This window comes from Candidatus Babeliales bacterium (assembly GCA_036260945.1).
Lineage (GTDB): Bacteria > Babelota > Babeliae > Babelales > JACPOV01 > JACPOV01.
The window spans coordinates 826,227-838,382 of sequence record DATALT010000002.1 but is presented as its reverse complement, the minus strand read 5'-3'; the positions used below and the strand labels follow the sequence as shown (position 1 = coordinate 838,382).

Sequence of the window (12,156 nt, the reverse complement as noted above, 5' to 3'; positions counted from 1 at the left end):
AATGCATCGATGACGATAAAAAAACATAGTATAAAAATTATTCTTATTGGGTTTGCTGCGATGATGAGCGCCCAATCTTATGGAATGTTTCCGATAAATTTATTTAGACCATGGGATATTAACTTACGGCCGCCAAAATGGTGCAATACGCATGTGCAAATTACGGGATGGGGCGAATTTGGTTTGCGTGCGTATGGCTATAATGCAGAAGGCCAAAAGGTTCCTGTAACACAAATTTGGACACCAAATCAAGATGCGATTGCGATGCTTAAAGGGTTTGGCCCAGATTCTCCTGAAACCGATTTTTTTGTGGATGTTTTGGGCTCGCCGGTGGACGATGGAATTCGAGGAAATTTTAAGGTAACAGGAAATTATGAAGCGAGTACTTTTGGATGGTCGGCTCGTTATCATGCACCGCACAATTTTACGATAGGTTTTCATATTCCTTTTTACGCAACACATTTAAAAAATGTTGTTTTCACTGATCAGACAAATTTTGTTACCGCATCAGATATTACGGTGCGTGAAAACTTGACCAATCAGTTCGCATTCGTTCTAAGTCAGTTCGATCCAACGCTCAATATTGGAGGTTGGAAGCAAATTGGCATTGGGGATGCTGCAGTTGTTGTTGAATGGCTGCGCGAATTTTATCAAGGCAAACCCGTATTGAAAAGTGTGCAACTCAATGCACGCGCGGGGCTCACTATTCCGTTCGGTGCGCCAACAAATATCAATGATATTCTTTCAATGCCGTATGGATTTGATCGTTCTGTTGGCATTATTTTGGGAGGGGCCATCAACGTTGATTGGTGGAACTATATTCGTGCCGGCATCGATGCAGAGTTTATTCATCTTTTTGGAAATATTCGTGAACGTCGAATAAAAGTGAATTTTGACCAAACCGATTTTCTTTTGCTCGCAAAAACGCGCGCATTTAAAGAATACGGTTTTACACAGCGATTTGATGTGCATGCTGACGTGTATAATCTTTTGGGCGGCGGCTTTTGGTTTGGAGCAGCATATCAATATTGGCGCCACGATGATGATAGTTTGAGTTTGTGCACAAATGAGTTTAATCAAGATATTGCAAATAGTGCTCAAAGCTTGCAAGGGTGGACAATTAATGAGCTTATTTTCAAAGTTGGTTATGACTTTCAAGCGATTATTCCAGAGTGCAGAGGATTTAGGCCACAGGTTTCTGGTTTTTTTAAATTGCCACTTCCAGGAACACGCTCAATTGAGGAAGTAACTATAGGCGGAACATTTTCTTTGAGTTTCTAGAGGAGTTATTTTATGACGAGTCGCGCAGTTGTCTATCTCATAGCATTTTTAATAACGACTCAGAACAATTGCATGGAGACTGATTCCCAGAAAATTACGGTTTTAGATAATAGAGATGCTTCCAGAGAACCTGGATTTGAAAATTTATGTTTCAATTTTGACACAACTCTTCTATTGCGAGTAATTACCCGTGAGCAATTTCATTCTCCTGAGAATCTGAACACGTCTCCGTTTGATAAAAAAGGCAACGAACTAGATGAAAAAGAAGTATACATTGAGAAATTCAATAAGCTATCAGCCAAAGAGCGTTCTTTACGAATTAATAGAGGCGCAATTTTCAATGATACGCCAACTGGTTTAATGCATCCTGCTTTTTCACGATTATCACCTAAAGAACTCGACACGTATTTCAGGAAAATTGATTTTCCTGATTCGCACACCTAATTTATTTTTGCAGCGCAATTACTTCAGTAATAATTCCTTGAGAGCGTGCTGCAATTTTTGCGCGAGTTGTGCTCAGCGCATCAAGGAGCCGCTGCTTTTTGGTAATCAAATCATCTTCTTGTTCGCATACGTGGCAGACAATGCAATCGTCAAGCGCTACATCTTTTTCTATTGTAATCACCGTATCCATTAGAAGATCAGAGCCAGCTAATTCAAGGAAATGAATAAAGCGTTCAACGAGCGTATTAAGCAGATCGTCAAGATCATCTTCTATGATAATTTCATGTTCTTTTAATGAATTTAGATGCTCTGAAATTTTTCTAAATGAATCCCATGCATCGGTTTGATCCAATGGGCTCCAGATAATTTTTGAAAGTCCCGTATCAAGAAAATGTACAACCGTTGTACGCAGTTGTTCTTTATCAAGCTCCGCTTGCATAAATTCACTTTCTTTAACTTCCTTAACAATATCGGTTGCGAGTGTATCCAAGAAATTATTTGGTTCAGCTTTAAAATAGTCGAAATGGGCATTGAATGCAGTGAATAAAAGTCGCTTCACGAGTTTTTTAAGTTTGGCAAACATGGTAGTTGGTTGCTCGATCATCGAATCTTTTAGATATCCTGGCATTTCCGCAGTTATTGCAAGAATAGGGCCAGCGGTCATATAAGGGGCAGCTTTGAGCTTGTTGGTGAAAAGACGAAGAGAGGCGCTCGTTGAAGCAGCGCTTTGATGCGATTGTTTCGACCACATTAAAAATTGATTTACTGGTTTATCGAGATTGTGCGGCAAAAATTCTTTTGAATAAATAGGATTATTAAACGCATTTTGCAAAAAGTCACGAAAACCTGTTTTAGTAAAATTGATCGGTTGATAAAATGATTCTAAAAGTTTATCGTTATCGGTAGAGTATGCGTTATAATTGCTTTCGCTATAGGTAAAACCTTGATTATCCATAGCGGTTAAAGTATGAATGAAAATGGCGCTGAGCACTATCATTAAAAATCGTCGATTTTTTAATAGCATCGCGCTTCTCCTAGAAATAAAGTGTTAATAACTATAGAAAAAGATCGTATCATGAAAAAGAGCATACATGCAACAACCTCTGTGTCAATTAATCATGAACCCGATTGACTGTTTTGAAAACATGCTCTCAAGGAAGAGATAAATGGCATTATTTGCATATCAAGCGCTCGCAAAAAATGGTAAACGGGTGACAGGGACCGTTGATGCACCCACGGTGGATGCGGCTCGAGATTGGATTATTAAAAACGGTTTATATCCCATTGATATAAAATCGACAACCAATGAAACTGCTGGGCAATCGCTCTGGCAGCGCGTGCGTGGTCTTTTCTCTCGCGTTTCGTTTAAAGATAAAATTCTTTTTACCAAACAATTAGCAGTGCTTTTAAAATCTGGCGTACCGCTTTTGCAGGCATTTGAGCTCCTAGTGGACCAGTTTCAGGGAAGAATGCGCACGATCTTAGTTTCTGTGCGGGATGATTTAAAAGAAGGTAAATCACTGGCTGAAGGATTGGGCAAATATCCAAAAGTGTTTGATAATATTTATGTTCAGCTTGTGCGCGCGGGCGAAGCGAGCGGTAAGCTTGAAACTATTCTGGATCGATTAGTTGAATATATGGAGCGCCGTCAGGCTATTGTTAAAAAGGTTAAAGGCGCACTGACTTATCCGCTTATCCAGTTAGTGATGATGATCGCCATTGTTGGTGCATTGGTGACGTTTGTTTTACCAAATTTAGTTTCTGCCTTTGGCCAAGATCAAGCTCTTCCTGCAACAACTCGTTTTCTTCTTGCGATATCGACCGCCATTCGCTCTTATTATTTAGTTATTATTGGCGTAGTTATTGTACTGATTTTTGCGTATCGTTGGTTTAGATCAACAGCTTCTGGTGGGCGTATCATTGACGGGATAAAACTCAAATTGCCGATCATTGGTTATTTCACGCAAATGGGTGCAGTGGTGCAATTTAGCAGAACACTGGGAATGCTTTTAGAAAGCGGCGTTAATCTCTCCGATTCGCTTGATATTGTTGTTAAAGTAATCGATAATCGAGTGCTCAAGGATGCGTTAAGTGAAGCGCGCGATAAAATTATCAAACAAGGTAAGATTTCAGAATACTTAAAACAAACAAATATTTTTCCTCCTATTGCTACTTATTTGATTAATACAGGGGAACAAAGCGGTCAGCTTGATTTCATGCTGCTGACGATTGCTAAAAATTATGAAGATGATTTGGCAGAATATGCAAATACACTTTCAACACTTCTTGAACCGATTATGCTCGTAATTATGGCGATCTCTGTCGGATTTGTTGTTATGTCGGTTATCCAGCCAATTCTTGGCGTCACTCAAAAATTTAATATTTAATGGGAAAGGGCATTTTTATGACAATTGAAAATAGGCAAGCAGCTCCGGGATTTTCTCTTATAGAAATCATGGTTGCTTTTTTAATTCTTGGTTTAGTTATGGCGATTGCGGTGCCATCATATTTTGCCATCGTTAATTCTGCCCGTTCGCGCAGTACCGGTGCAAGTCTTCAAGTGGTAAAAAATGAAGTAAATTTATATCAAATGGAGCACGGTAAATTTCCCGCGCGCCTTCTCGATTTAGTTGAACGACCTAAGGGTGAAGAAGGAAAAGGCTGGAGAGCACGCATGGATAAATTGCCTAAAGATGCATGGGGCAATGAATTTTATTACAAAGTACTGCCATCTGGTAGCAAACATCCTTATGAGCTCTATTCATACGGCGTTTCAAATCCAGAGGATAGCACTCCTGAGGATCGCATAAGTGCCTGGGAATAAGAGCGGATTTTCGCTTATAGAACTCTTGGTAGTTTTATTTATTCTAGGGCTTATTGGATTGGTTGCGATTCCAACTTTACGATTTCGCAATGCTGAGTATGAACGTAAAGATTTTATCGCACAATTTGAAAGCCTGATTCGTTCTGCTTGGTTGCAAACATTGCAAACGCAGCAACTGCATCGTGTTAATTTTGATCTTAAAGCGCGCACTATACTTGTTGAACGTGTGGTGCGCGCTCCGGAAAAAAGTACGAAAGAAAATTATGAGCCGGTAACTATCCCGTATGTTTCTGCCCCTTTTAAAATTCCAGCCACCATCGAATTGCGGCAATTTTTTATTCAAGGAAGCGATATGCTTAATCAGCCGGGAATAAAAATCGAAACGATATGGTTTTATATTGTTCCTGAAGGGCTAGTGCAGGAAGTAATTATAAATGCGATCGATTTAAAAGATGTTGATGCGCAAGGTAAAGCTAAGCAGTTTAGTTTAAGTATTAATCCGTTCACGGCACAATTAAGTGAGTATGATGCATTTAGCAAATCATAATACACAAAGCAAGCGCACAGGATTTTCACTCATTGAAGTAATGCTTGCTCTTTTTATTGTAGGCTCGGTGCTCACCTCGATTTTTTTACTCCAACAAAGAATTACCGATAGTGTAACGAGCTACGCAACAAGCTGGCAAAGTATCATTTTGATGAAAAAAAGAATGGAGCAAGCGGTTTTCGATCGAGCCAAGGAAGGGCTTTATGGCCCAGCGAGTAAAAAATCTAAAGAGACGGTTGGAACTCCACCTGTCACTATTACGTACGAATTAAAAAAACCGCAAAAAAGCTCTCCTTTAGAAAAATTTCCCTCAATTATGATCGAATCGCTACGCGCGCAATGGGATGAATGGTACGGCAAGCGAGAAGAAAAAATGATTTCATTTCTCTATAAGCCGGAGCAAAAAAAATCATGAAAAACCCAGGCTTAACGCTTATTGAACTCGTAATAGGAATGCTTTTTTCTGGCATTCTAGTTACGGTGCTTTTCAGTAGTTTTTCACTTATTAATCGTGTTAATAATTTCGTTGATCGTATTATTAGCCGCGATGTACGCGTTGCCATCATTGACAATCAACTCCAAAAAGATTTGAACGGAGCATTTATTCCGGTGCAAGCAGTTCCAGTTCCAGAGAAAAAAAGTACTCCTGTGCCTGGCCAAAAAGATGCAACTGCTCAAAAAGAGCCGCTTAAAAAGGAAGAAAAAAAGAAACTTCTTGAAAATGTTTTTATAGGAAAAAATAAAGACAATAATCTTTCTGTATTGAGTTTCATTACCAACAATCCGTTGTCTATTTACGAAAAAGAAAAAGGAGTTGTTCCAAAGCCTCGCCTTGTGCGCGTAGTCTATCGATTGGCGGCAGATAAGGAGCATTCTGGAAGTTATATTTTAACGCGGCAGGAAGGATCTGATCTTTCGTTCGATGCGTATGAGGACAAAGCTGCCAAACAAATCAAAGGTTATCAAATTGGCTCATTTATCAAAAGCATGAAAGTTGAATACAGTGCGCCAAAAAAGCAGGATAATAAAGATCAGAAAAAAGAATATAGTACATTTCAAGAATGGCCAGAAAAAGAAAAAAAAACTGACGCCAAACCGGATCTGCCTCAATTTATTAAAATAGAGTTGGTACTTTGGGATGAAGCAATGGAAGAAGAAAAAAAATATTCGTTTATGTATGAAATTTTTGCACGAGAGCAATTGTGAAATCAAGTACGAATCAACAATCAGGATACATATTAGTTCTTACGGTCATGATTATCGCGATAGCATTAATGCTTGTTTCGCGCCTTTCATATCGCGGATCGGTGCAAGTGGCTTTTGATCATACGATGATCCAAAGGGAGCAAGCTAAAGCGTTAGCGCTTGGTGCAGCACAACTAGCAATAAGTCAACTTTCGCTGCTGGATACTCAAAGTGGTACTGCTGCGCAAAGAGAAGCGGCGGGCCAGGAAAAAAAAGATCCATTGCTTGAAGCGGTAAAAACAATTATTCCTCCGCTCAATCAATGGCAAATTCTTAATCTCACCAAAGATAAAGAAGGTATTGATGCAACGGTACAATTTTGCATCATGTGCGAAAATGGCAAATTTGATTTGCATGAATGGTTCGATTTTGAAGCGAAAAAATTTAAAAATGAAAACGCACCCCCTGGCCAACAAGATGGTAAAAAAAATGCGCAAGCATTATTTGCAGCTATAAAAAAGTTTACAAAAGACAAAGATCTGTTTGAGCCGTTTGAAAAATATATGAAGCAGCGGCAAAGCAAATTTAATGATGTGACGGAACTGCTTGAAATACCTGAATTTGCATCGGTGTTTAAGGATGCGATTTTTTATGAACCACCAAATCCGGAAGTTAAAGATCAAAAGAGGCCACTCTATTTAAGGGATCTTTTTACTATAGATAGTGGCCAGCCGCAATTATTGGCTTGGTTTCTTTCCGATGCTGCGCTTGCCGCGTTTAACGCTCCTCGTGTACAAGCAAATGAAAAAAAACGGGAAGAATTGCTTAAAGAATCGCTTACCAATTTCAAGCAAATTATGCCTCTTGAACAATTATGGGACAAATTTTTACAACCACTTTATGGTAAAGAATTTAAAAATCTGTCCAAAGAACTTGTTCCCCTTTTAAATCCTAAATTCGAGCCAAATGCGTTTTCTGTGCTGTGTTATGCCAAAATTGGGGCGATAACACAAAAAATTTATGCTATTATAGGAAAACGCAAAAAGGCCGAAGACAATCCTGTGCCTTTTGCAATCAACAAGCTCTACTGGATTTGACATAAAGGGTTAGCATTGCAGATTAAGGCAGAAACCATCGTTGGGATCTTTATCCTGACAGCCCTAGGTATTTTTTTTTATTTGAGTTTTTTTCTTGGCGTTTTTCGTTTTGATCGTCTTAAGTACCATCATTACATCGTCTATTTTAACGATGTATCAGGGATGGAAAAAAAAGCTGATGTAAAAATCGCTGGCGTTAAAGTCGGGTGGATTGAAAAAATAGAATTAGCCACGCATCCACATTTTCAAGCATGCGCCACAATTATGGTGCAAAAAGATTTTATTTTATATCGCGATGCGTACGCAGTTGTTCGCCAAGATGGGATTTTGGGTACTAAATATTTAGATATTTTTCCGGGAGATGCTGATCAAGCACGATTATTTCCCGGTGACGTACTCGGTGCTTCGGGCAGATCACCCGCTTCTGTCGATGATATTTTAGTGCGGATGCGCGATATTGCGACCGACGTTCAGCAAGTAACGCGTTCTTTAAGAGAAACTTTTGGAGGTGCGCACGGCTCAGATGAACTGCGCGGGATGTTTAAAAATTTCCAAGAGGCAGCAGAGCGTATTGCCTCTATTTCTCAGGTACTTGATAGAACGCTTATTGGCAACGAACAAAATCTTAATGGCATTTTAAGTGATCTTCGTGAATTTACTCACGGCTTGCGGGATAAATTTCCCGATTTGCAAAGCAGTATCGCCAATACATCGCAAACAATTGATCGAGATGTATCTCGTTTAGCAGATAGATTTGAAGCTGCCGCGCAAGCATTAGAAGATGCAGCGTTTCAAGCGCGCGATGGTTTTAAAAATGTAAGTTCCGTTGCCGGAAAGCTTGATGAAGGCAAGGGGCTTCTAGGCAAACTCATTAATGAAGATGAAACGTATCGCGATTTGAAAGTGACGATTCAGGGAATAAAAGGCTATTTTAATAAAATGGATGCGGTTAATGTGGTACTCGATTCGCACAGCGAGTTTATGTTCCGGCCAGCAGAACATGTTTATTTTGAGGATGCAAAAGGATATTTTGACGCACGTTTTCATGTAACTGAAGATAAATTTTATGTTTTTCAAATTGTTGGTTCACAAAAAGGAAAATTGAATCGGCAAATTGTTACCAAGCAATGGTTTGATGAAAATGGAAAGCTGTTATTGCCAAGTGAACTTTTGGCAGAAAAAGTGGCAATTCCGGAGCTTATTGGTGTTATTGAAACAACGAAACGCTCACTCGATATTTATAAATTCGGATTTCAGTTTGGTAAAATTTTTAAAGACATCGCATTTCGCTTAGGAATATTTGAAAACACGATTGGTATCGGCTTGGATATTGATATTCCGTTTGGTTGCCCTGATACATTCCGCTGGGTAACAACCTTTGAAGCGTTCGATTTTAGAGGACGTGATCGCCTTAATGATTCTCGCCCGCATCTTAAATGGCTCAATCGAGTTTTCTTTATGCGCAATATTTATTTAACATTTGGAGCTGATGATTTTGTAAGTCGTCAAAATGCAAATGCATTTTTTGGCGGCGGTGTCCGTTTCTGCGACGATGATATTAAATTTTTACTTGGCACTGTTGGATTTGGTGGACTGAATAGATAGCGATAACTGATGCAATGTAGAAGTCGGCCTTTCAAAAAATGATCTGCGCGTGGGCGTTTTTTTCTCGTTTTCTGTTTTTGGTTTATTTCTGCCGGCCGGTTGCTGTTGGATAAGTGTGCTGTTGTGTAATTTATATTCCGCCATCCATGCACCAAAAACATTTTTTAAATACATTACACGTTTTAATTTTTCGCGTGCATGTACGATTGATTTTTGATAGCCAGGAAAAAGCCCAATGAGGCGCAGTCGCTTAAGCGTATCTAAAAGCCAAATATAAGAATTCAAATCTTTGATTTCTTTATTTGTGTCATTAACAAAAGCGACAAAAGGAGAAATAAAATCGGCTATTTTTTCTGCAGATTGATATTTTTCTTGAATAGCGAGCACCAATTTTTCAGAAAGTTGCGCTTGCGTCATTGTTTCGATCTCATCAATGTTTTCATTTTTTTTCCAATGCGCCCATGAATCTTGATGCGATGTGCTTCTGTGTAAATAAAGCAGTCGAAGAGTAAGATAAGCATAGATCGCTGCAATCGATCCTAAAAATAGCTTGCCATAATTTTGCTGTATATAAAGTTTGGTAAATTCTCCAAGATCGACAAGCTGTCCTTTAGCATAATGATGCGTATTTTTTCCGTACTCGGCCCATTCTCTGAACTGTTGCTGAATTGAGATCTGATTAAGATTTGTGTTTGTATTTTCTATATGCACGGTGGGCTGCGGTGTCGTTACGTGTAAATTAAATGTTTGTGGTGGCGTCGGAAATTTTACTGAGGTGGTTGGCTTTTGCGATTCAGTAAGTTGTGAATTATCGGCTGCAAGATAATGCGCATTGATCAGAACACAACATGCAAAAAATAAAAAATGCATCATAGTTTTCCTTAAGGACGATAGGATAATAATTTTGGAGCATTATCTACTATAAATTTTGCTCCACTAAAAGTTCCGGCGGCAAGAAGGCCAATCATGGTAAAAAGAATTGATCTGTCTAAAAAATCTGGCGCTCTAGCAGCGGGGACTGTTGGGGCAGTAGAAAACTTGGGATCTTCTTGCGTCACAATTTCGGTATTAATGTTGTTGTTGACGACTTGAATTTTATGCGCGGGCGATGCGGGAAAAGCAATTTCCATAGTTATAGTTTGCGCACCTACGTTTTCAGCGATTCTTGGTGTGGGAGATTCCTGCGGCAGTGTAACGGTAATGCGTGGCTCGCCAATTACGTTATGAAAGAACGCGAGCTGCACGAGTAAAGAAATAATAATTTTTTTTTGCATCATTAATAACCTCTTTTTTTCACCACAATCATTATTAACCGTAACAAATTGTTTTTGAAGAAAAACAGAATCTAGCGATTCGGCAAAAACTGTGCCTATGATTGAAAAAAAAGAAAAAGAGGTGTTCAAATGGCGCGAAAATCAAGTTATTTAATTAATCCTATTATTCTTAACCGTTGGTCGCCACGTGCGATGTCTGGCCAACCAATGACCGATAAAGAGCTTATGCAGCTTTTTGAGGCTGCTCGATGGGCGCCCTCCTCTTATAATAATCAGCCATGGCGCTTTATTTATGCAAAAAAAAATACTGATTCGTGGGAAAAGTTTTTTAATCTTTTGGTGCCCGCAAACCAATCGTGGGCGAAAAATGCAGCCGCATTAGTAGTTATAGTTTCACGGGATAATTTCAGTTATAACAATAAGCCTTCCCGAACCCATACGTTTGATACGGGATCGGCATGGGAAAATCTTTCGCTGCAGGGATATCAAGATGGATTGGTAGTCCATGGAATGGAAGGCTTTGATTACGATCGTGCAAAAAAAGAACTTCTCATTCCTGAAGGTTATACTGTTGAAGCGATGTGCGCGATCGGTAAGCCTGGAAAAAAAGAGGACCTACCTAAGGAAATGCAGGCGCACGAAATTCCGTCAGACCGCAATCCCCTCGAGTCGATTGTATTTGAAGGAAGTTTCAAGGAAAAATAATGGAGTCGGCATCGCAGCAGTTAATTCGATTTGTTATTGTTTATCAACTCACTGTTAACTGCTTTGCCATAATCGCGCTTGAGGAATTTCGCTCTTATCGATCACTTTATTGGTTAGTGTTGGCAGAATTTCTTTCGATGGGTGTTGGGATTTTTGCAATCACTTTAGGGGCTCTGGTTATTGATTATTATCCAATGTTTTTTTTTGAAAAAATTAGACTCTGGTTTTTTTCTGGGATCGTTTGCGTTCTGACGCAATTATTTTTATGGTCACTAATATTAAAAAAAGAAAAAAATAGTTTATTACTTTTGTTTTTTTGCATTGCGGTTGTTTCTTGGATCTTGGTGGCAGCACTTTTTGGGATTTCTTGATCGGATCTTGTGCTCTAAAATCTTCTGTGGTAACCTACTTTCCGCGGGAAGTAATTAATCATACTAATCATAAAAACTCGGGTGAGTTTTTGATCAAAAAATTGAGAGATATTTTATGCATATGTTCAAAGTTATTGTTTCATATACGGTAGTAGTAGTGTGCGGCGCGATGGTTGTAGCAGCCCTCGCAGAAAAAAAAGATATGGAAAATCGGCGTGAATCGCTCCATGCACAAGCCATAAATTGCCGCAAAACAGATTTTCCGGTAGAACAAATTTTTATTGAGCGGTGGTCGCCTCGTGCACTTTCGGGAAAAGGGATCAGTGATGAAGAACTTATGACGCTTTTTGAAGCTGCACGATGGGCCGCATCTTCTTTTAATGCACAACCATGGCGCTTTGTGTATGCAAAACGCGGCACACCAGAATGGAATACGTTCTTTGACTGGTTGGTCGATTTCAATAAATCATGGGCAACCAATGCTTCCGCTCTGATTCTCGTGATGTCCTATAAGTATTTCCCTCATAATCACGAATTCAATCCGACGCACGGATTTGATACCGGAGCTGCTTGGCAAAACATTGCTCTTCAAGCATCAAAAATGGGTTTAGTAGCACACGGAATGGGCGGATTTGATTATGCGCGCGCGAGAAAAGATCTTTCGATTACCGATGATTTTGAAATTCATATGATGATTGCAATTGGAAAACCGGGTGATCTGTCGGTACTCCCTCCTGAGCTTCGATCGCGCGAAGAACCATCAATTAGGAATCCAATCAAATCGTTTGCATTTGAAGGGTGTTTGAAGATCGGTGAGTAAAAT

General features: G+C 39.4%; 15 protein-coding genes. 12 read left to right on the top strand and 3 right to left on the bottom strand.

Annotation, left to right across the window (positions count from 1 at the left end; genetic code table 11):
• Nucleotides 1-9 precede the first annotated feature (9 nt).
• Together VHO47_04850 and VHO47_04845 are read left to right on the top strand one after the other, a co-directional pair.
• Complete coding sequence (locus tag VHO47_04850; protein HEX2978421.1) at nucleotides 10-1,281, top strand: hypothetical protein; 1,272 nt, start codon at nucleotides 10-12, stop codon at nucleotides 1,279-1,281.
• A gap of 12 nt (nucleotides 1,282-1,293) precedes the next feature.
• Nucleotides 1,294-1,725, top strand: a complete 432-nt coding sequence (locus VHO47_04845; GenBank protein ID HEX2978420.1) for a hypothetical protein — start codon at nucleotides 1,294-1,296, stop codon at nucleotides 1,723-1,725.
• Between the two features lies 1 nt (nucleotide 1,726).
• Here the strand turns inward: VHO47_04845 and VHO47_04840 are convergent, their stop codons facing one another.
• Complete coding sequence (locus VHO47_04840) at nucleotides 1,727-2,749, bottom strand: hypothetical protein (GenBank protein HEX2978419.1); 1,023 nt, start codon at nucleotides 2,747-2,749, stop codon at nucleotides 1,727-1,729.
• Between the two features lie 142 nt (nucleotides 2,750-2,891).
• Between VHO47_04840 and VHO47_04835 the strand changes: the two genes are divergently transcribed.
• Genes VHO47_04835 through VHO47_04805 form a run of 7 tightly spaced genes read left to right on the top strand, consistent with a single transcriptional unit; the run spans nucleotide 2,892 to nucleotide 8,983 of the window.
• A complete protein-coding gene (locus VHO47_04835; protein ID HEX2978418.1) occupies nucleotides 2,892-4,112 on the top strand; it encodes a type II secretion system F family protein in 1,221 nt (406 codons plus the stop codon).
• Between the two features lie 17 nt (nucleotides 4,113-4,129).
• Complete coding sequence (locus tag VHO47_04830; protein ID HEX2978417.1) at nucleotides 4,130-4,549, top strand: type II secretion system protein GspG; 420 nt, start codon at nucleotides 4,130-4,132, stop codon at nucleotides 4,547-4,549.
• Nucleotides 4,536-5,096: a type II secretion system protein gene (locus tag VHO47_04825; protein ID HEX2978416.1), complete on the top strand. Its 561-nt coding sequence runs from the start codon at nucleotides 4,536-4,538 to the stop codon at nucleotides 5,094-5,096. Before VHO47_04830 ends, VHO47_04825 begins: the two co-directional genes overlap by 14 nt.
• Nucleotides 5,074-5,511 carry a prepilin-type N-terminal cleavage/methylation domain-containing protein gene (locus VHO47_04820; protein ID HEX2978415.1) on the top strand — a complete coding sequence of 146 codons (438 nt, stop codon included), beginning with the start codon at nucleotides 5,074-5,076 and terminating at the stop codon, nucleotides 5,509-5,511. The genes VHO47_04825 and VHO47_04820 overlap by 23 nt, the downstream gene beginning before the upstream one ends.
• On the top strand, nucleotides 5,508-6,302 hold the full coding sequence (locus VHO47_04815; GenBank protein ID HEX2978414.1) for a hypothetical protein: 795 nt from the start codon (nucleotides 5,508-5,510) through the stop codon (nucleotides 6,300-6,302). Before VHO47_04820 ends, VHO47_04815 begins: the two co-directional genes overlap by 4 nt.
• A complete protein-coding gene (locus VHO47_04810) occupies nucleotides 6,299-7,378 on the top strand; it encodes a hypothetical protein (GenBank protein ID HEX2978413.1) in 1,080 nt (359 codons plus the stop codon). Before VHO47_04815 ends, VHO47_04810 begins: the two co-directional genes overlap by 4 nt.
• Nucleotides 7,379-7,393: 15 nt before the next feature.
• The gene (locus VHO47_04805; protein ID HEX2978412.1) at nucleotides 7,394-8,983 is read left to right on the top strand and encodes an MlaD family protein; all 1,590 of its coding nucleotides are present in this window, start codon (nucleotides 7,394-7,396) and stop codon (nucleotides 8,981-8,983) included.
• Here the strand turns inward: VHO47_04805 and VHO47_04800 are convergent.
• Both VHO47_04800 and VHO47_04795 read right to left on the bottom strand, forming a co-directional pair.
• Nucleotides 8,945-9,856, bottom strand: a complete 912-nt coding sequence (locus tag VHO47_04800; protein ID HEX2978411.1) for a hypothetical protein — start codon at nucleotides 9,854-9,856, stop codon at nucleotides 8,945-8,947. The two genes, VHO47_04805 and VHO47_04800, sit on opposite strands and share 39 nt — an antisense overlap.
• Before the next feature lie 8 nt (nucleotides 9,857-9,864).
• Nucleotides 9,865-10,260, bottom strand: a complete 396-nt coding sequence (locus tag VHO47_04795) for a hypothetical protein (protein HEX2978410.1) — start codon at nucleotides 10,258-10,260, stop codon at nucleotides 9,865-9,867.
• Between the two features lie 126 nt (nucleotides 10,261-10,386).
• On the opposite strand from VHO47_04795, the gene VHO47_04790 reads away from it, so the two are divergent.
• The 3 genes from VHO47_04790 (at nucleotide 10,387) to VHO47_04780 (ending at nucleotide 12,153) form a co-directional block, all read left to right on the top strand.
• On the top strand, nucleotides 10,387-10,962 hold the full coding sequence (locus tag VHO47_04790) for a nitroreductase family protein (protein ID HEX2978409.1): 576 nt from the start codon (nucleotides 10,387-10,389) through the stop codon (nucleotides 10,960-10,962).
• Nucleotides 10,962-11,333 (top strand): hypothetical protein, encoded by a 372-nt coding sequence (locus VHO47_04785; GenBank protein ID HEX2978408.1) that lies wholly within the window; start codon nucleotides 10,962-10,964, stop codon nucleotides 11,331-11,333. Before VHO47_04790 ends, VHO47_04785 begins: the two co-directional genes overlap by 1 nt.
• Nucleotides 11,334-11,448: 115 nt before the next feature.
• Nucleotides 11,449-12,153, top strand: coding sequence for a nitroreductase family protein (locus VHO47_04780; GenBank protein ID HEX2978407.1), 705 nt, complete (start codon nucleotides 11,449-11,451; stop codon nucleotides 12,151-12,153).
• Nucleotides 12,154-12,156 lie beyond the last annotated feature (3 nt).

Bases quoted from the DNA above. Each gene is read 5' to 3' on its own strand.
- VHO47_04845 (HEX2978420.1), top strand. From the start codon at position 1,294: ATGACGAGTCGCGCAGTTGTCTATCTCATAGCATTTTTAATAACGACT.
- VHO47_04850 (HEX2978421.1), top strand. From the start codon at position 10: ATGACGATAAAAAAACATAGTATAAAAATTATTCTTATTGGGTTTGCT.
- VHO47_04800 (HEX2978411.1), bottom strand. From the start codon at position 9,856: ATGATGCATTTTTTATTTTTTGCATGTTGTGTTCTGATCAATGCGCAT.
- VHO47_04815 (HEX2978414.1), top strand. From the start codon at position 5,508: ATGAAAAACCCAGGCTTAACGCTTATTGAACTCGTAATAGGAATGCTT.
- VHO47_04795 (HEX2978410.1), bottom strand. From the start codon at position 10,260: ATGATGCAAAAAAAAATTATTATTTCTTTACTCGTGCAGCTCGCGTTC.
- VHO47_04835 (HEX2978418.1), top strand. From the start codon at position 2,892: ATGGCATTATTTGCATATCAAGCGCTCGCAAAAAATGGTAAACGGGTG.
- VHO47_04820 (HEX2978415.1), top strand. From the start codon at position 5,074: ATGATGCATTTAGCAAATCATAATACACAAAGCAAGCGCACAGGATTT.
- VHO47_04830 (HEX2978417.1), top strand. From the start codon at position 4,130: ATGACAATTGAAAATAGGCAAGCAGCTCCGGGATTTTCTCTTATAGAA.
- VHO47_04840 (HEX2978419.1), bottom strand. From the start codon at position 2,749: ATGCTATTAAAAAATCGACGATTTTTAATGATAGTGCTCAGCGCCATT.
- VHO47_04785 (HEX2978408.1), top strand. From the start codon at position 10,962: ATGGAGTCGGCATCGCAGCAGTTAATTCGATTTGTTATTGTTTATCAA.
- VHO47_04780 (HEX2978407.1), top strand. From the start codon at position 11,449: ATGCATATGTTCAAAGTTATTGTTTCATATACGGTAGTAGTAGTGTGC.
- VHO47_04790 (HEX2978409.1), top strand. From the start codon at position 10,387: ATGGCGCGAAAATCAAGTTATTTAATTAATCCTATTATTCTTAACCGT.